A 16829-nucleotide genomic window follows, 5' to 3' on the forward strand; every position below is an offset into this window, starting at 1 on the left:
ATGACGGCAGTCTATATCGTTGCGGCGGCGCGCGCCGCCATCGGCAGCTTCGGCGGCGCGCTGAAAGACCAGCAGCCCGGCGAACTGGCCGCCCTGATCAGCAGCGCCGCCATCGAGCGCGCGGGCCTGCAGGGCACGGACATCGGCAACTTCGTGCTGGGCAATGTGATCCACACTTTGCCGCGCGACGCCTATGCCGCGCGCATCGCCGCCATCGGCGCGGGCCTGCCCAAGGAGAGCCCGGCCCATACCGTCAACCGGCTGTGCGGTTCCGGCTTGCAGGCCATCGTCTCGGCGGCGCAGTCGATCATGCTGGGCGACCATGATCTGGCCATTGGCGCGGGCGTGGAAGTCATGAGCCGCGCGCCCTATTTCGCCCCTGCCCTGCGCTGGGGCCAGAAGATGGGCGATGCCGCGCTGGTCGATGGGCTGGTCGGCGCGCTGACCGACCCCTTCGAGGCCATCCATATGGGCGTCACCGCCGAGAATGTCGCCGAGCGTTACGGCATCTCGCGCGAGGATCAGGATGCGCTGGCGCTGGAAAGCCAGCAGCGCGCGGCAAAGGCCATCAAGGAAGGCCGTTTCGCCGGCCAGATCGTGCCGGTCGAGATCAGGAGCCGCAAGGGCGTGACCGTCTTCGACACCGATGAATATGTCCGCCACGATGCCGCCGCCGAGGATTTCGCGAAGCTGAAGCCTGTGTTCCGCAAGGATGGCACCGTCACCGCCGGCAATGCCAGCGGCATCAACGATGGCGCGGGCGCTCTGGTGCTGGCCAGCGAGGCGGCGGTGAAAGCGCGCGGGCTCAAGCCTCTGGCGCGGATCGTCGCCTATGGCCATGCCGGGGTGGAGCCCTCCCATATGGGCATCGGCCCCGTGCCCGCCACGCGCAACGCGCTGGCCAAGGCGGGGCTGAGCGTGAGCGATATGGATGTGATCGAATCCAATGAAGCCTTTGCGGCGCAGGCCTGTGCTGTCTCGCGCGAGCTAGGTTTCGATCCGGCGAAGGTGAACCCCAATGGCAGCGGCATCTCGCTGGGCCATCCCATCGGCGGGACCGGTGCGATCATCGCCACCAAGCTGGTGCATGAGCTGCATCGCATCGGCGGGCGCTATGGTCTGGCCACCATGTGCATCGGCGGCGGTCAGGGCATCGCGCTGGTGGTCGAGGCGGTCTGAGCGGAGGAAGCAGCGTCATGAAGATCTTGGTGCCGGTCAAGCGGGTGCTTGATTACAATGTGAAGCCGCGCGTGAAGGCGGATGGCACGGGGGTCGATCTGGCCAACGTGAAGATGAGCATCAACCCCTTCGACGAAATCGCCGTCGAGGAAGCGGTGCGCCTGAAGGAACAGGGCATCGCCAGCGAGGTGGTGGTGGTCTCGATCGGCCCCGCCAAGGCGCAGGAGGTGCTGCGCTCGGCGCTGGCCATGGGGGCGGACCGGGCCATTCTGGTGCAGTCCGACAGCGAGGTCGAGCCGCTGGGCGTGGCCAAGATCCTGCAGGTGATCGCCGATGATGAGACGCCCGATCTGATCCTGCTGGGCAAGCAGGCGATCGATGATGACAGCAATCAGGTGGGCCAGATGCTGGCTGCCTTGCTGGGGCGCCCGCAGGGGACCTTTGCCAGCAAGCTGGTGGTCGAGGGCGATCATGTGCTGGTCACGCGCGAGGTCGACGGGGGGCTGGAGACCCTGCGCCTTGCCCTGCCCGCCATCGTCACCACCGATCTGCGGCTGAACGCGCCGCGCTATGCCTCGCTGCCCAACATCATGAAGGCCAAGTCCAAGCCCTTGGCCATCAAGACGCCCGAGGATTACGGCGTCGATGTCGCGCCCCGGCTGAGGGTGTCGAAGGTGGCCGAGCCCGCGGTGCGCGGGGTCGGGATCAGGGTGGCCGATGTCGATGGGCTGGTCGCCAAACTCAAGGAACTGGGAGTCGCATAGAATGGCGCAAGTCTTGGTATGGGCCGAACATGATGGGGCCGTTCTCAAGGATGCCACGCGCAGCGCCGTGATCGCTGCCGCACAGTTGGGCACGGTGCATGTGCTGGTGGCGGGGGCCGGTGTCGATGGCGTGGCGCAGGTGGCGTCGGCCATCGCGGGCGTGGACAAGGTGCTGGTGGCCGATGATGCCGCCTATGCCCATGGGCTGGCGGAAAATGTCGCGCCTCTGATCGTCGGGTTGATGGCGGATTACGATGCCTTTCTGGCGCCGGCCACCACCACCGGCAAGAACATCGCGCCGCGCGTGGCGGCCTTGCTGGATGTGGCGCAGATTTCGGAAATCCTGAGCGTCGAGGGGCCTCGGACGTTTACTCGCCCCATCTATGCGGGCAACGCCATCGCCACGGTGGAAAGCAGCGATGCCAAGCTGGTGATCACCGTGCGCGGCACGGCCTTTGCCAAAGCGGGAGACGGCGGCCCGGCATCGATCGAGACCGTAAGCGCCACCGGAGACACCGGCCAATCCAGCTTTATCGGCGCCGAAACCGCCGCAAGCGAGCGCCCCGAATTGACCAGCGCGCGCGTGGTCGTCTCGGGCGGGCGGGCTCTGAAGGATGCCGCGACCTTCGAGCAGGTGCTCTTCCCGCTGGCCGACAGATTGCAGGCCGCCGTGGGCGCATCGCGGGCGGCGGTGGATGCGGGTTTTGCACCCAATGACTGTCAGGTGGGGCAGACGGGCAAGATCGTCGCGCCGGAGGTCTATCTCGCGGTCGGCATCAGCGGCGCGATCCAGCATCTGGCCGGTATGAAGGACAGCAAGACCATCGTGGCCATCAACAAGGATGAAGACGCGCCCATCTTCCAGATCGCCGATATCGGACTGGTGGCTGACCTGTTCGAGGCGGTCCCGGCCCTGACGGCCAGCTTGTAAAGGACCGGCGATGACCGCGCACCCCTCCCTGCCCCTCCTCGAAGAGCATCTGGAAGCGCCGATGAGCCGCCTGCTCGGCTTGCGGCTGGTGCATGTCACCACCGGAGAGGTGACGTTGCAGGCCGATCCGCAGGCCATGTTCCGCAACCGGCAGGGGGTGATGCATGGCGGCTATATCGCCACCCTGCTGGACTGCGCCTGCGGCTTTGCGGGCTGCACGATGGTGCCTGATGGCGCCTTTTCACTGACGGCGGAGTTGAAGGTGGCCTATCTGCGCAAGATCGAAATGGGCTCGGCGCCGCTGACGCTGGTGGGGCGGGTGCAAAAGGCGGGGCGTCAGTTGCTGTTCACCGAAGGGGCGATCCGCGATGCGGCGGGGCGCGATCTGGCGACAGCGACCTCGACGCTGCTCGTCCAGTCGGGCGGGGACCGGCGATGACCCTTCAGAGCAACACGATCCAGCGCGAGACAATGGCCTATGACGTGGTGGTGGTGGGCGGCGGCCCGGCGGGGCTGTCCGCCGCCATCCGGCTGAAGCAGATCTCGCCGGATCTCAGCGTCTGCGTGCTGGAAAAGGGTTCCGAAATCGGCGCGCATATCCTTTCGGGCGCGGTGGTCGATCCAAGGGCTCTGGATGAGTTGCTGCCCGACTGGCGCAACGACGACTGCCCGCTGGCGGAAACCCCGGTGACCGACAATTGGCACTGGGTGCTGACCCAAAAGGGCAAATATTCGCTCCCTCACGCCATCATGCCTGGCTTCATGAGCAATGCGGGATGCTACACCGCCAGTCTGGGCAATCTGTGCCGCTGGCTGGCCGCGTGGGCCGAGGCCATGGGGGTGGAGATCTTCCCCGGCTTCCCGGCGGCCGAACTGCTGGTCGAGGGTGATCGCATCATCGGCGTACAGACCGGCGATATGGGCGTGAGTGCCGATGGCCAACCTGGCGCCGACTATCAGCCGGGCATGAATCTGACCGCCCGATACACGATCTTTGCCGAGGGTGCGCGCGGCCATCTGACCAAGCGGTTGAAGGCGCAATACGATCTGGAGCGCGATTGCCAGCCGCAGGTCTATGGCCTGGGCATCAAGGAATTGTGGGACATTCCGCCGGAACACCATGTGCCGGGCCGGGTGCTGCACACGCAGGGATGGCCGCTGTCGGAAAGCGGATCATGGGGCGGCGGTTTTCTCTACCATCAGGCGGGCGGACAGGTGGCTTTGGGCTTTGTCACCGCGCTCGATTACAAGAACCCCTATGTCAGCCCCTATGAGGAGTTCCAGCGCTGGAAGCAGCATCCCGCCATCCGCGCCATACTGGAAGGCGGCAGGCGCGTGGCCTATGGCGCGCGCGCCATCAATGAGGGTGGCTGGCAGAGCGTGCCCCATCTGGCCTTCCCCGGCGGCGTGCTGGTCGGCTGCGCGGCGGGCTTCGTCAATGTGCCGCGCATCAAGGGCAGCCATACGGCGATGAAATCGGGCATGCTGGCCGCCGAGAGCATCGCGCGCGCCATCGCGGCAGATCAGGCCGGAACACAGCTGGATGACTATGAAGAAGCCTTGCGCTCAAGCTGGATCGCCGAGGAATTGACACTGGTGCAGAATGCCCAGCCGATGGTTGCCACCTTTGGCGGCGCGCTCGGCACGGTGCTGGCAGGCGCGGATATGTGGAGCCGCAGCCTGCTGGGCTTCGGCATCGCGCCGCCCATGGCCCACCGCCGCGATCATGAGGCGACGGGGCGCGCCGATCTGTACCGGCCCATTGCCTATCCCAGGCCCGATGGCGTGATCAGCTTCGACCGGCTGACCAATGTCGCCTTTTCCGCGACCAATCACGCCGAGGATCAGCCATGCCATCTGCGCCTGAAGGACGCACAGGTCCCGCTGGCGGTCAACCTGACGCGGCATGCCGGGCCCGAGGCGCGTTACTGCCCGGCGGGCGTCTATGAATTTGTCGAGGATGCGTCGGGCGCCAGCCGCCTCCAGATCAACGCCCAGAACTGCCTGCACTGCAAGAGCTGCGACATCAAGGACCCGACGCAGAACATCGAATGGGTCACTCCCGAAGGCGCGGGCGGGCCGAACTATCCGAATATGTGAACGGCATGGATGCCTCAGCCCGGCATATCCTCCAGCTCCACGCCGCGTGTCTCGCGGATCATGCGCAGCACGATGCCAATCGACAGGCAGGCGCAGCCCGCATAGAAACCATAGGTGACCGTCAGTCCCATCACGCGCGCCTCACGCATGCTGCTGGCGCCGATGTTCGTGCTGTTTCTGGTGGGCCTGTTCATGGTGGCCGCCGCCCCTCTTTATGGACAATAAGATGAGCGATATTCTGGTGGTGGGCAGCGCCAACATCGACCTCGTGATGATGCCTGAGCGCCTGCCGCAACCGGGCGAGACGCTGCTGGGCGCGCGCTTTGCCAGCGTGCCGGGCGGCAAGGGCGCCAATCAGGCGGTGGCCCGCGGCGCGGGCAGGCGGCAAGGTGGGTTTCATCGGCTGCGTCGGAGACGACGCCTATGGCGATCAGTTGGCCCATGGCCTGCGACAGGAGGGCATCGACCTGTCGGGCCTGTCGCGCGTGGCTGGCCCCTCGGGCGTGGCCTGTGTCATCACCGCCGATGGCGACACCAACATGATCGTGGGGGCATCGGGCGCCAATGCCCTGCTCGATGCCCAGCGGATCGACGAGGGTGCCTTCCGCGATGCCCGCATCGTTCTGGCCCAGTTGGAAACGCCCATGCCCAGCGTGCTGCACACCGCCATGCTGGCGCAGCGGCATGGCGCCACCTTCATTCTGGACCCCGCCCCCGCGCAACCCCTGTCCCGCGAGCTGCTGTCCCTGACCGACTGGCTCACCCCCAACGAGGGCGAGGCACTGGCACTGGCCGGCGGTGACGCGGCCTCGGATGACCCGCTCGCCATCGCCATGCTGCTGCGGCAACAGAGCGCGAGGGGGATCGTGCTCAAGCTGGGCGCGCGCGGCGCCCTTTTGCTGCCCGAGCAGGGCGAGCCCAGCTTCCACCCCGCCTATGACATCGCCGCCATCGACACGACGGCGGCGGGCGACGCTTTCAACGGCGCCTTTGCCGTGGCCTTGAGCGAAGGCGCCGATCCGCGCGCGGCGGTCGATTTCGCCATCGCGGCCTCGGCCATCGCCGTCACGCGGCACGGCGCCCAGACCGCCATGGCCAGCCGCGCCGAGATCGAGGCCTTCGGCGCATCGCATCGGAGGAAGGCGCAGTGAGAGCCCTTGCCCTGCCCCTGCCCCCCTGCCCCCCTGCCCCCCTGCCCCCCTGCCCCCCTGCCCCTGCCATGACAGCGAGCTGACCGCATGAATGGGAGGATGATTACACAAGCGCCGCGATCCTGCGCGGCGGCAGCCATTATCAGCCCGAAGGCGCGCGATGGTATGTCCCTCAGGCCTACCGCCTGTCTCAGCACGGGAAATATCTGCTGATGTCGCCCGGCATGGACCGGTCAGGGGCTGTGGGATTCCGCTGCGTCATGGATGCTGGCTGATCGCCTGCCACGATAGGCAGCCTCTTTTTGGACATCGATCCCCGGCCAATGGACTATGTCCCCGCGATCCGCTCGACGATGATACGGATTTCGTCCCGATCGATGGGCGCGCGATCGATCGAATTGTGGATCCCGATGCCCTCGACCAAGGCGTCCAGCGCGCGGGCTGTCAGGGGATCGAAGAACCGGCCCAAGGCAGCGCGGCTGTGATCCATCCACTGCTGCATCACGACCGTGACCGGCGGGTGCCGGGCAGCAAAGGCATAAAGCTCGTAGCTGAGAATCAGCGTGCGCGGTTCCGCCCAGACCGAGCCGGCGATAATATCGACCACAGCGTCGCAGGCGGTGGCCCGGTCGGTGGCCGCCTCCAGGCGCGATCGGAAGGCATCGGAGGATTGGTTGGCCAACTGCAGAAAGGCGGTCGTCAGAAGCTCGGTCAGCGAGGTGAAATAATAAGTGACCGATCCCAGCGGCACCTGCGCCGCGGCCGCGATGCGCCGATGGGTGGTATCGGCCACCCCATGCCGGGCGATCACGTCGAGCGTGGCATCGATGATGCGTTGCCGCCGCTCGGGATCGTTCTGTCTGGATGTTCCGGCCGCCAAAATTTTCCCTTTCCGCATCATGCGTACATTTGTACACAAGGCCCGTTCTTCCGAAAGGCACCTAAAGCATGGCAGACACATCGATGTCACGACGCAGCATCATCGGCGGTGCGGCCGCTCTGGCCCTTCCCGGTACCGCCGGCACGGCGCTCGCCGCAACCGCAACCTCCGCATTTGGTCGCCATGACGGCCGCTGGCTGAACGAACCGCAGAGCTGGCAGGTGGACGCAGCGGGAGACCTGTCTCTCGTGACCGGGAAGGGCAGCGATTTCTGGCGGGAAACACATTATTGCTTCACGCGTGACAGCGGCCATTTCCTTGGCTTTACCACGCCGGACGCCTTCACCGCCCAACTGCGTGTTCGCGGGCGCTATGAAGAGCTGTATGATCAGGCCGGGATCATGGTCCGCGTGGATGAGCGGCGCTGGGTCAAGGCTGGCATCGAATTGTCCGATGGGCGCGCCATGCTCAGCAGCGTGCTGACCGATGGCAAGTCCGACTGGTCCACCGGCCCCTATGAGCATGATGCGCGGGATTTCTGGATGCGCGTGACCGTCGCCAAGGGCGTGCTCAGGCTTCAGGTGTCTGCCGATGGCAAGGTCTGGCCGCTTGTCCGCCTCGCGCCCTTTCCCGTCGCATCCTCCTATCAGGTCGGGCCCATGGCCTGCACGCCCGAGCGCAGCGGGCTGCATGTGCGCTTTTCGGATCTGAGCATCACCGCGCCGCTGGGCAAAGCTCTCCACGATCTGAGCTGAGGCAACCATGATCGGTGGCGGGTTCCACACTGCGGATGATCCCGCACCTGCCGCCGGTTGTATCGTCCATTCCTTTGATCAGGGACGGTTTTCCTCGCCTTCAACCAGCAGCTTCAGATGCTGGAGGCGCACATCCCACTGCTGCGAGGCCTCATCGAGATAGGCGCGGGCCATCGCCAGTCGATCGGGCCTGACCTGCCAATGGCGATGCCGTCCCCGGCGGGCACTGTCCACCAGCCCCGCCTCTTCCAGGACCTGCAAATGCTTTGTGAGGCCCTGACGCGAGACGCCATTCCACCGATCACCCAGACGAACCGTCGAAAGAGGCCCTTCGATGCAGAGGCGTTCGATGATCGCCAGTCGAAGCGGTTCCCCCAGAGCGGCGAAAATCGCAACGGCATCCGGCGCCCGCAAAGGGTGGCGCCATGCGGTAGCCTGCATCAGCCCTGCCTTGCCTCCAGCGCCAGATAACGCTCGATCAAGCGCGTCTGATGCTGCCAGCCACCATCGTTCGCCTGCCAGGCCTGAGCCCGCCGCGCCATCGGCAGCCGATCAAAGCCTGTTTCGGTGATGCTGAGCAGAACACCATCCTCGACATCGCTCAAGCCGAAGGTCACCAGCGTCATGGGCTCGGCCTCATAGTCATAGGCCAGATCGATGGCGAAGGGATGCCAGCGAAAGGCGAAAGCCTCCATCGGCTCGATCCGCTCGACGACAATCCGAAATGCCGTTCCGCGATGCGGCTCCTGCAGCCTGGCGACATCCGGGTCGACTTGTGTCGGCACGATCCTGCCGATCATCGCTTGCCCCGCGACGAAAGGGCCGTCGAACTCGACACCGAACCATATCCCGAACTGCGCGGAGTCGCTGATAGCCTGCCAGACGCGCTCCCGCGTGGCGCGCAGAATGATCTGCTTTTCGATCCGATCGGTGTTCATGAGCAACCTCCTGATGCCCCATGGATGACATGTGCCAAGCCCAGAAGCAACCTTTTGATTGCGCCTTATGCGGCTACTCTTCGATCTTTTGCCTTGCACATGAAAGCCGCATCCGCTTCTCTCCATCCGCATTGTCGATGAGGCAGGTCAAGCGATGATCGATCATGACAAACCGCCCGTCATCGTCGTCGGGGGTGGCCCGGCCGGAATGATGATGGGCCTGCTGCTGGCCCGCGCCGGCGTGCCGGTGCTTGTTCTGGAAAAGCATGCGGATTTCCTGCGCGACTTTCGCGGCGATACCGTTCACCCCTCCACACTCGACCTTTTCGATGAACTCGGTCTGCTCGAGGCCCTGCTGATGCGTGATCATAACAAGGTCACGACCGTCGGCGGCGTCATCGACGGTAAAACCTATCGGATCGCGGATTTCAGCCGCCTGCCAGGACCGGCACGGTTCATCGCCATGATGCCGCAATGGCATTTCCTCGACTTCGTGGCCGAACAGGCCCGCCGGCTGCCCTGTTTCACCTTGCGCATGGAAAGCGAAGCCGTGGGCCTGATCGAGGGGCCCCAGCGCATCGAAGGGGTCCGCCTCGCCAACGGCGAGGCCCTGCGCTCCACGCTGGTCATCGCGGCGGACGGGCGCGGTTCGCTGCTGCGCGACGCCGCCCGATTGCCGCGCAAAGATCTTGGGGCGCCGATCGATGTCATGTGGTTCCGCATTCCCAAGGCGCCCACCCCGGACAATCGCACCCAGGGCTATATCGGAGGCGGCGAAATGATCGTCACCATCGACCGCGGCGATTATTTCCAATGCGCCCGTGTCATCGAAAAGGGCGGAGCCGAGAGAGTTCGCGCGGCAGGTCTGGAGCGCTTCCGGGCCGATGCGGCGGCAACAGCGCCACCCCTGGCACAGCATATCGCAGCCCTCGACAATTGGGACGATGTCAAGCTGCTGACGGTTTCGCTCGATCATCTGACCCGCTGGCATCGGCCCGGCCTGTTGGCGATCGGCGACGCGGCGCATGCCATGTCGCCGGTGGGCGGCGTTGGCATCAACCTTGCCATCCAGGATGCGGTTGCCGCCGCGAACATTCTGGCGGCATGCCTTGCGGATGGAGGCGATCCCGATCCTCTTCTGCACAAGGTTCGCGAGAGACGAAAGCTTGCGGTCGGCATCATTCAGGCCTTGCAGCGCGTCGTCCATCGCAATGTCATCGGCGCGGCCATGCGAGAGACCGCGCCGCGTGCCCCCATGATCCTGCGCCTGCTGCAGGCGGTGCCCGCCCTGCAGGCGCTTCCCGCCAGGCTGCTTGGCCTTGGCATCCGTCGCGAGCATATCCGTTCGCCAAACCGGCCCTTGCCGTAACCCCTGACAAAGGTGATCGGATCGGGCGGGCATCTGCCGGACAGAACGGAGACGGAACCATCCGGCCTATCCCGCAACCTCGTAATTATGGACGAAATCGCCCGGAACCGCCGGTCCCCAATTCGCCAGACTGTCCTCAAGGGCATAGTTGGTCGGGGTCCACAGCGCGTAATCGTCAATATAATCCATGTCGGAATAATATTCGAACCAGCTTCCCCATGGGTCCTGAATATAATGGAAGAAGTTCGAGCCGACCGTGTGGCGCCCGAAACCCCAGTCGCCCTTGCCCATCTTCCCGGCCAGAGCGCGACCGCCACGGCCAACCTCATCGGGGTCGTTCACCTGAAAGCTGGCGTGGTGGAAACCCACCCCCGGCGATTTGGCGAAAGCCAGAACATGGTGCTCGCTGTCCTTGCGCGCGCAGCAAAAGGCGATGACATCCTGCGATCGGTCGGCCAGCCCCATGCCGAGCGCCTCGGTCACAAAACGCACACTGACCGGCACATCCGGTGAAAAGACAAGGACATGGCCGAGCCGGAGCGGATGAACCGCGCCATAGGCCCCTGTCGGCAACATCGCCGACCGCCGCTTGCGCAGGATACGTCCGGGCGCATTGATCTCGAATGCGGGGCCACCTTGCAGCGGGGGATCGCAGGGATGTTCGACCAGATGCAGCAGCATGCCATGGGGATCCTCGACCCAGAGCCCGGTGTCGGGGAAGCCTTCGGGCGCAGGGACAAGGCGGCCACCGAAGCGGGGAACGCGCCCGGCGATCGCGCCCAAATCCTCCGCCCGCAACGCGACATGATGCAGGCGCTTCGATGCAAAGCCGCCCAGCAGTGTGATCGACGCCCGCTCCTGCCCTTCGCAACGCAGGCGGGCGACATCGCCTTCAACGGCGGGGATCAGCCCGGCATCGCTGTAGAAACGAACGCCTTCCTCGATGTCCGGCACCTCGAGCGTGAAGGACAGCATTCCCAGAACGGCCATATCGTCATCCTCTCTTATGGTGTCTGGCGGCGGCGCTTGCACCGCCGCCAGCGTTGTCAGGCCACGCGGTTCTCGATGATGCCGATGCCCTCGACCTCGCAGCGCACGACATCGCCGCTCTTGAGGAAGGTCGGCGGCTCCATGCCGACACCGACGCCTTCGGGCGTGCCCGTGGCGATCAGATCCCCCGGCTCCAGCGTGAAGGCGGTCGAGAGATAGGAAATCTGCGCGTCGATCCGGTGCAGCATGTTCGCCGTGTTGTTGGCCTGTCGAACCTCGCCATTGACCAGGCAGCGCAGGTCGAGCGCCTGAGGATCGGCAATCTCATCGGCAGTAACGATCCAGGGGCCGATCGGCCCATGCGTGTCGAAGGACTTGCCCATGGTGAAGGTGGGCGAATGGAACTGCCAGTCGCGGGCCGACACATCATTGGCCACGAAATAGCCGAAGATATGGGCCAGCGCGTCCTGCGGCGCCACGCCCTTGGCGCGGCGGCCGATGACCACCCCGAGTTCGACCTCATAGTCCAGCTTCTCGGTCACACCGGCTTCGATGGCATCGAAAGGTCCGGAGAGGCAGGTCGTCTGCTTGTTGAACCACACCTGATGCTTTGCGCGGGCAACACCGAGCTTGTCGGCCTCCTCCAGATGCTTCTGATAATTCATGCCGATGGCCAGATATTTGCCGGGCTTCTCGATGGGGGCGAGCAGCGTCACCTGCGCCAGCGGCGTGGCAGGCGCATTCCCGGCGACCTTGCGCACCGCGTCGAGACCGGCCTCCCCCGCCTCGACCAGCGCGAGCATGGTTGCAAAGGGCAGGCCGGCGGCGGTCAGATCATACATCCGGTCGCCATCGACCAGACCGAGGTGGACGCCGTCACCGACTGCAAAACGGGCGAGTTTCATACGTTTTCCTTATGCTCAAGAATGGTGGTGGTGGATGCGTGGAGGCCATGCGCGCGCAGGTCCGCCGCAAGCGCTCCGGCCAGTGTGGACAGATCGTCCTCCTCGATGGCGCCGCCATAGACGTAGAAATCGGGGCGGATGATCATCGCGTTCCAGCCTTGCGCATCGAGGAAGGCGTCGATCCGCCCATCCACATCGACGGCGTGACCGGCGCCAAGCCGAAGGCAGCGAAGCCCGGCGATGGCCAATGCGTCGCGCGCGGGACCAACGGACGCATCAGGATCAAAACCCCGCGCGATCGCGACGAAACCGCTGCCGGCCTCCGTCACATCGTCGAAACGCGCGCGCGTGCCACCCTGCTCGATGACGACATGCGGCGAGAGCAGACCCGCTCCCGGTTGCAGCGCCGCGCCGTCCGGCCGGAACAGCAGCCCGTGATCGAGCTTGGGGAACGGCGGCAGCGGCGGGGCATCGCCGCCCAGAAAGGCGCGATCACGCTCGGCAGCGACGTCCGGGTCGGGGATGCAGATGATCTTGCCGAGGAAGATCGCCATATCGGTGATCTGGCTGACATGCGGCATCCGCTCGGCCTGATAGGTGTCGAGCAGCAGGTCATCCGCCACGCCTGACAGCACCAGTTCCAGCTTCCACGCCAGATTCCAGGCGTCGCGCATCCCCGCGCACATGCCCTGCCCCATAAAGGGCGGCATGACATGGGCGGCATCTCCAGCGATCAGCAAGCGGCCATCGCGCCAGCGCGACGCGATCAGCGAGCGGAAGTTGTAGACCTTGTGGCGCACCAGCTCGACATCGTCCGGCCCCGCCCATGGCTTGAGCAGTTCCCAGACGTAAGCCTCATCCTCCAACTGTTCGACCGTCTCATGCGGCAGGCGCATGAACTCCCAGCGACGGAACAGGCGGCCGTCACGCACGCCGGCGGGCACAATGGTCGTGGGCCGCGCCGGGTTGCAATATTGGCCCGCAGCGGGCAACCCCAGCCCCTCGACCGTCACGCCGTCCTTCAGCAGCACGTCGATCACCAGCCAGTCCGCCTGAAAGCCGCGGTCCTCGCGCTCGCCGCCAATGGTGGTGCGCACCAGCGAGTTGGCACCATCACACCCCACGACATAGCGCGCGGACAGCACCTTTTCCTCGCCGGTTTCCACATGGCGCAGCGTCACATGCGCCAGATCCGCATCCTGCGTGACCGCGACCGCCTCCCAGCCGAGATGGAGGTCCACACCCTTCTGCTGCTGCACCATCGTGTCGAGCGCACCTTCAAGCGTCGGCTGATGGACGAAATTCACCTCGGGACCGCCCGAGATCGAGGCCTTCTGCCAGTCGATCACCAACAGCTCTTTCCAGTCGGCATTGAACCACTGGTAGAGGGGCCCGCCATGCGTCACCGAGGGAAGGATCTCGCCCATCCCGTTGGCCGAGAGCACGCGGTAAAGCTCGTGATCCACACAAACCGCGCGCGGCAGCGGGTATCGCGATGTCCATCGCTCGCAGACGGCAACGGACCGTCCCTTGCGGCCCAGCATCAGGGCGAGCGATTCGCTCACCGGGCCGTAACCGATCTGAATCACGTCATAGGGGCCTTCAGCCATTCCATTCTCCTGCCCGACGCCGCGCGTCGGATCTTTTCATCATGACCAATAATGTCATCTTGACAGATATGTCACTATGAAGTCAAGATCGTCCACAGGCAGCCGGATGAGCGGCCATGCAAGCGGACCCGAGCGGACAGTGAATCGCCGGGACGCGAGGAGAGAGGGATGACGATGACACGAAGGCACTATCTTGCTTCGGTGGCCCTGTGCGGCCTGCTCTGCGTGGGCTCAGGGCGGGCGTCCGCCCAATCCGCGCCGACCGGCACGGAGGGTTCCGCCTCGCAGGGCGGCGTGGCGGAAATCGTCGTAACCGCGCAAAAACGGTCCGAATCGGTGCAGCGTGTGCCCGTCAGCGTCACGGCCATCAGCGGCCAGGCGCTGGCCACGCAGGGGATCAAGGATCTGTTTCAGGCCGTCACGCTGGTGCCCGGCGTGGTCTTCTCACGCGCGCCGGACGACGGCCTGGCGCTGACCTTCCGCGGCCTTGGCACACAGGCGCGCCCGCAGGCGTTTGAACAATCGGTGGCCGTATTCAACGATGGCGTTTTCCTCGGCAAAAGCCGCCTCTACTCCACCGGCTTCTTCGACATGGACCGCATGGAGTTCATCAAGGGCACGCAATCCACCCTGCTGGGCAAGAACGCCAGCCTCGGCGCGATCAGCGTGGTCAGCAAGCAGCCGGGCGACAAATTTTCGTTCGAAGGCCGCGCCGGATATGAGGCGCAATATGGAGGCTATCAGCTCGATGCGGCCGGTGACCTGCCCTTCAGCGATAAGGTCTCGCTGCGCGTGGCGGCCCATTACAACGACCTCAACGGATGGGTGCACAATGACACCACCAACCATGACGGGCCCGAGCGCAAGGATCTGGGCCTGCGCGCGACCCTGCGCGCCCGGCTGACCGATACGCTGACGCTGACGGTTTCGGACCAATATGGCGAAAACCGCCAGATCGGCTCCAGCTATCAACTGGTGGGCGGCACGGTTCCGGCGCGCTATGGCGAGACGGTTCTCGACGGCCACACGGCCCAGTTCACCAGCGCCACGCCCAATGGCGACACCTTCCACATCACCCGTTCGAACCTGGCGACCGCCAAGGCCGAGTTGAAGCTGGGCGATCACCTGCTGACTGCCCAATCCTCCTATGTGAATTACGAGCTCGACAACACCGACGACTTCGACTTCACCACCGACGACAGTGTCAATTTCTTACGCTCCGAACGCTATCACCAGTTCACGCAGGAGTTGCGCATCCAGTCGCCCACCGGAGGCAAGCTCGATTACATGGCGGGCTTCTTCTATCTGAGCAGCCACTGGAACTCACGCGAGGATCAGGAATGGCATGTGCCCGGCTTTCCGCCAGCAGGCGCGCCCGGTCCCGGCCAACTGTTCAACGGCCCTTTCGTCAACCGCTTCATTCAGGACCAGAAAGCCTATTCGGTCTTCGCATCGGGCACCTATCACATCACCGACAGCCTGCGCCTTGCGGGCGGCCTGCGCTACACGCGCGAGACGAAGGATGTGATCTATGGACGGACGGCGCTGGCGCCCCTCACCGTCTGGAACACCATCGCCAACCCGCCCTTCGATCCGACCCCGCTGTCGCATGATTCGGGCTTCGTCGACGGCAATGTCAGCCTGCAATATGATGTGGCCCGCAGCGTCATGGCCTATGCCTCCTTCGGGCACGGCAGCAAATCGGGCGGCTTTGTCGAGAGCAACACGATCGCGGTTCCGCCCACGGCGCTGGTCAATGGCAAGGTGCCCGCCGCTCTGGTCGCCGCCGGTTCGGCGATCCGGGACGAGAAGGTCAAAAGCTATGAGATCGGGCTGAAAACCACCCTGTTCGACCGGCGCCTGCGGTTCAACATCGCGGGCTTCTGGACCGACATCAAGGATTTCCAGGACACGATCTTCACCGGCGGCACGCTTGGCTTCATCACCTTCAACGGCCCGGCCCGCAGCCGCGGCGTCGAGGTGGAAAGCGCCTTCCAGATGACGCCGGACCTGCGCTTTGACGGCGGCCTGACCTATGCCGATGCCACCGGCGTCATCCAGCCGATCGATCCGGCCACCAACGCGCCTGCCGTGGATGCCAGCGGCAATCCGGTCTATGGACGCTATCGCCGCTCGCAGGCGCCCAAGCTCATTTTCAACGCGGGACTCACCTATGACACGCGGCTGAACGACCGCTTCAGGGGACATCTGGGCGGCAATGTCCGCCACCGCAGCAGCATGTTCAACCAGGATCAGGAGCTGTTCCCATCAGCACCGCTGACCACGCTCGACCTGCAGGCCGGCATCGAGACCAGCGACAAGCGGTGGGGCATGGATGTGGTGGCCAAGAACGTCACCAATGCGATCTCGCAGGACTTTGCCAGCCCTTCGGTCGATCCCCGGTTCGGCGCTTTCTACGGGGCCTATCTGGCGGGGCCCAATGCGCTGCGCACCGTCATGATCTCGGCCCATTTCAAATATTGAGATGGCTGTGGCGCCCGCATCCTCAGCCGATCGGGCGCCACCACGCCATCATGCCGGGCGCCTCGACGCACAGGCGCTTGAAGGCGTTCTCGGACGTCTTCTCGGCCTTGCTGGGCGATACGCCGAAGCTGCGCAGCACCATGGCGGCGACGCCGGTGATATAGGCCGTGTCACGCTCGCCCGAGATGATACGGCGGATCGCCTCATGCTTGGCCCCCATCAGCAGGTCGGCGGCAAAATCGACCGACACCACCGAATAATCGCCCGTTTCGACACCCATCCTGATGTCGCCCTTGACCTTTCTGGCGATCAGCCCGTCCTCGCCGCCCAGCAGCCCGAGATGCGTGATGAAGCTGCCCCAGTCCGGATCGATCCAGGCGCGCGAAAGGAAGGTCTGGAAGCCTGTCGCCGTGCGCATCACCGGATCGGTCAGAATGTCATAGACGTTGTGGATGTCGTCGGTCATCTGCTCGGCCAGTTCGAAGGCCAGTTGCGTCACCGCCTCATCCAGCGTGTCGAAATATTTGTAGAAGGTGCCGCGCGAGACCCCGGCGTGGCGCACCACATCCTCGATCACCGTTGCCCCCGTCAGCTTCCGGCCGCCGCAGACCGCCATCACCGACTGAAGCAGATGGGCGCGCATGCGCTCACGCCTTTCCCGCGCAACGCGAACGCGGTGGTCTTCTTTGACGGCCTCGCCAACGGGGGAGCCAACGGGGCGACCGGCAATCTCGACATGATCCATGCCCTCATAATGACAGAATGTCACCCAG

17 protein-coding genes are annotated in these 16829 nt (G+C 64.9%); 9 read left to right on the forward strand and 8 right to left on the reverse strand.

The features are described 5' to 3' along the window. From ABDW49_RS25635 to ABDW49_RS25655, 5 genes are read left to right on the forward strand one after another with little or no spacing between them, the layout of a single operon-like run. Positions 1-1179: an acetyl-CoA C-acyltransferase family protein gene (locus tag ABDW49_RS25635; RefSeq protein WP_343616436.1), complete on the forward strand. Its 1179-nt coding sequence runs from the start codon at positions 1-3 to the stop codon at positions 1177-1179. Between the two features lie 17 nt (positions 1180-1196). After that, positions 1197-1943: an electron transfer flavoprotein subunit beta/FixA family protein gene (locus ABDW49_RS25640; protein WP_343616438.1), complete on the forward strand. Its 747-nt coding sequence runs from the start codon at positions 1197-1199 to the stop codon at positions 1941-1943. Between the two features lies 1 nt (position 1944). Continuing rightward, positions 1945-2874, forward strand: coding sequence for an FAD-binding protein (locus tag ABDW49_RS25645; protein ID WP_343616439.1), 930 nt, complete (start codon positions 1945-1947; stop codon positions 2872-2874). Between the two features lie 10 nt (positions 2875-2884). Then, positions 2885-3313 carry a PaaI family thioesterase gene (locus ABDW49_RS25650; RefSeq protein WP_343616440.1) on the forward strand — a complete coding sequence of 143 codons (429 nt, stop codon included), beginning with the start codon at positions 2885-2887 and terminating at the stop codon, positions 3311-3313. Then, positions 3310-4974, forward strand: a complete 1665-nt coding sequence (locus ABDW49_RS25655) for an electron transfer flavoprotein-ubiquinone oxidoreductase (RefSeq protein WP_343616442.1) — start codon at positions 3310-3312, stop codon at positions 4972-4974. The genes ABDW49_RS25650 and ABDW49_RS25655 overlap by 4 nt, the downstream gene beginning before the upstream one ends. Positions 4975-4988: 14 nt before the next feature. Here ABDW49_RS25655 and ABDW49_RS25660 read toward each other — a convergent pair whose 3' ends face one another. Further along, complete coding sequence (locus ABDW49_RS25660; protein WP_343616444.1) at positions 4989-5168, reverse strand: hypothetical protein; 180 nt, start codon at positions 5166-5168, stop codon at positions 4989-4991. Between the two features lie 129 nt (positions 5169-5297). Between ABDW49_RS25660 and ABDW49_RS25665 the strand changes: the two genes are divergently transcribed. After that, the gene (locus tag ABDW49_RS25665) at positions 5298-6125 is read left to right on the forward strand and encodes a PfkB family carbohydrate kinase (RefSeq protein ID WP_343616446.1); all 828 of its coding nucleotides are present in this window, start codon (positions 5298-5300) and stop codon (positions 6123-6125) included. 328 nt (positions 6126-6453) lie between these two features. Here the strand turns inward: ABDW49_RS25665 and ABDW49_RS25670 are convergent, their stop codons facing one another. Then, a complete protein-coding gene (locus tag ABDW49_RS25670; protein ID WP_343616447.1) occupies positions 6454-7026 on the reverse strand; it encodes a TetR family transcriptional regulator in 573 nt (190 codons plus the stop codon). Positions 7027-7073: 47 nt separating this feature from the next. On the opposite strand from ABDW49_RS25670, the gene ABDW49_RS25675 reads away from it, so the two are divergent. Then, entirely contained in the window at positions 7074-7760 is a 687-nt protein-coding gene (locus tag ABDW49_RS25675; RefSeq protein WP_343616448.1) for a DUF1349 domain-containing protein, read from the forward strand. Between the two features lie 78 nt (positions 7761-7838). Here the strand turns inward: ABDW49_RS25675 and ABDW49_RS25680 are convergent, their stop codons facing one another. Continuing rightward, entirely contained in the window at positions 7839-8201 is a 363-nt protein-coding gene (locus ABDW49_RS25680; RefSeq protein ID WP_343616450.1) for a metalloregulator ArsR/SmtB family transcription factor, read from the reverse strand. Then, entirely contained in the window at positions 8201-8698 is a 498-nt protein-coding gene (locus tag ABDW49_RS25685; RefSeq protein WP_343616452.1) for an SRPBCC family protein, read from the reverse strand. Before ABDW49_RS25685 ends, ABDW49_RS25680 begins: the two co-directional genes overlap by 1 nt. A 154-nt stretch (positions 8699-8852) precedes the next feature. On the opposite strand from ABDW49_RS25685, the gene ABDW49_RS25690 reads away from it, so the two are divergent. Next, the gene (locus ABDW49_RS25690; protein WP_343616454.1) at positions 8853-10067 is read left to right on the forward strand and encodes an FAD-dependent oxidoreductase; all 1215 of its coding nucleotides are present in this window, start codon (positions 8853-8855) and stop codon (positions 10065-10067) included. Positions 10068-10133: 66 nt separating this feature from the next. Here ABDW49_RS25690 and ABDW49_RS25695 read toward each other — a convergent pair whose 3' ends face one another. From ABDW49_RS25695 to ABDW49_RS25705, 3 genes are read right to left on the reverse strand one after another with little or no spacing between them, the layout of a single operon-like run. After that, positions 10134-11057 carry a VOC family protein gene (locus ABDW49_RS25695; RefSeq protein WP_343616456.1) on the reverse strand — a complete coding sequence of 308 codons (924 nt, stop codon included), beginning with the start codon at positions 11055-11057 and terminating at the stop codon, positions 10134-10136. A 56-nt stretch (positions 11058-11113) separates the two neighbouring features. Then, a complete protein-coding gene (locus ABDW49_RS25700; protein ID WP_343616457.1) occupies positions 11114-11962 on the reverse strand; it encodes a fumarylacetoacetate hydrolase family protein in 849 nt (282 codons plus the stop codon). Then, the gene (locus ABDW49_RS25705; RefSeq protein WP_343616459.1) at positions 11959-13572 is read right to left on the reverse strand and encodes a bifunctional 3-(3-hydroxy-phenyl)propionate/3-hydroxycinnamic acid hydroxylase; all 1614 of its coding nucleotides are present in this window, start codon (positions 13570-13572) and stop codon (positions 11959-11961) included. Before ABDW49_RS25705 ends, ABDW49_RS25700 begins: the two co-directional genes overlap by 4 nt. 168 nt (positions 13573-13740) lie before the next feature. Between ABDW49_RS25705 and ABDW49_RS25710 the strand changes: the two genes are divergently transcribed. Next, positions 13741-16056, forward strand: coding sequence for a TonB-dependent receptor (locus ABDW49_RS25710; protein ID WP_343616461.1), 2316 nt, complete (start codon positions 13741-13743; stop codon positions 16054-16056). A gap of 22 nt (positions 16057-16078) precedes the next feature. Here ABDW49_RS25710 and ABDW49_RS25715 read toward each other — a convergent pair whose 3' ends face one another. Continuing rightward, entirely contained in the window at positions 16079-16699 is a 621-nt protein-coding gene (locus ABDW49_RS25715; RefSeq protein ID WP_343616463.1) for a TetR/AcrR family transcriptional regulator, read from the reverse strand. Positions 16700-16829 lie beyond the last annotated feature (130 nt).

The organism is Novosphingobium sp. (assembly GCF_039595395.1).
Classification (GTDB): domain Bacteria; phylum Pseudomonadota; class Alphaproteobacteria; order Sphingomonadales; family Sphingomonadaceae; genus Novosphingobium.

Bases quoted from the DNA above. Each gene is read 5' to 3' on its own strand.
- ABDW49_RS25635 (WP_343616436.1), top strand. From the start codon at position 1: ATGACGGCAGTCTATATCGTTGCGGCGGCGCGCGCCGCCATCGGCAGC.
- ABDW49_RS25640 (WP_343616438.1), top strand. From the start codon at position 1,197: ATGAAGATCTTGGTGCCGGTCAAGCGGGTGCTTGATTACAATGTGAAG.
- ABDW49_RS25645 (WP_343616439.1), top strand. From the start codon at position 1,945: ATGGCGCAAGTCTTGGTATGGGCCGAACATGATGGGGCCGTTCTCAAG.
- ABDW49_RS25650 (WP_343616440.1), top strand. From the start codon at position 2,885: ATGACCGCGCACCCCTCCCTGCCCCTCCTCGAAGAGCATCTGGAAGCG.
- ABDW49_RS25655 (WP_343616442.1), top strand. From the start codon at position 3,310: ATGACCCTTCAGAGCAACACGATCCAGCGCGAGACAATGGCCTATGAC.
- ABDW49_RS25660 (WP_343616444.1), bottom strand. From the start codon at position 5,168: ATGAACAGGCCCACCAGAAACAGCACGAACATCGGCGCCAGCAGCATG.
- ABDW49_RS25670 (WP_343616447.1), bottom strand. From the start codon at position 7,026: ATGATGCGGAAAGGGAAAATTTTGGCGGCCGGAACATCCAGACAGAAC.
- ABDW49_RS25675 (WP_343616448.1), top strand. From the start codon at position 7,074: ATGGCAGACACATCGATGTCACGACGCAGCATCATCGGCGGTGCGGCC.
- ABDW49_RS25680 (WP_343616450.1), bottom strand. From the start codon at position 8,201: ATGCAGGCTACCGCATGGCGCCACCCTTTGCGGGCGCCGGATGCCGTT.
- ABDW49_RS25685 (WP_343616452.1), bottom strand. From the start codon at position 8,698: ATGAACACCGATCGGATCGAAAAGCAGATCATTCTGCGCGCCACGCGG.
- ABDW49_RS25690 (WP_343616454.1), top strand. From the start codon at position 8,853: ATGATCGATCATGACAAACCGCCCGTCATCGTCGTCGGGGGTGGCCCG.
- ABDW49_RS25695 (WP_343616456.1), bottom strand. From the start codon at position 11,057: ATGGCCGTTCTGGGAATGCTGTCCTTCACGCTCGAGGTGCCGGACATC.
- ABDW49_RS25700 (WP_343616457.1), bottom strand. From the start codon at position 11,962: ATGAAACTCGCCCGTTTTGCAGTCGGTGACGGCGTCCACCTCGGTCTG.
- ABDW49_RS25705 (WP_343616459.1), bottom strand. From the start codon at position 13,572: ATGGCTGAAGGCCCCTATGACGTGATTCAGATCGGTTACGGCCCGGTG.
- ABDW49_RS25710 (WP_343616461.1), top strand. From the start codon at position 13,741: ATGACGATGACACGAAGGCACTATCTTGCTTCGGTGGCCCTGTGCGGC.
- ABDW49_RS25715 (WP_343616463.1), bottom strand. From the start codon at position 16,699: ATGCGCGCCCATCTGCTTCAGTCGGTGATGGCGGTCTGCGGCGGCCGG.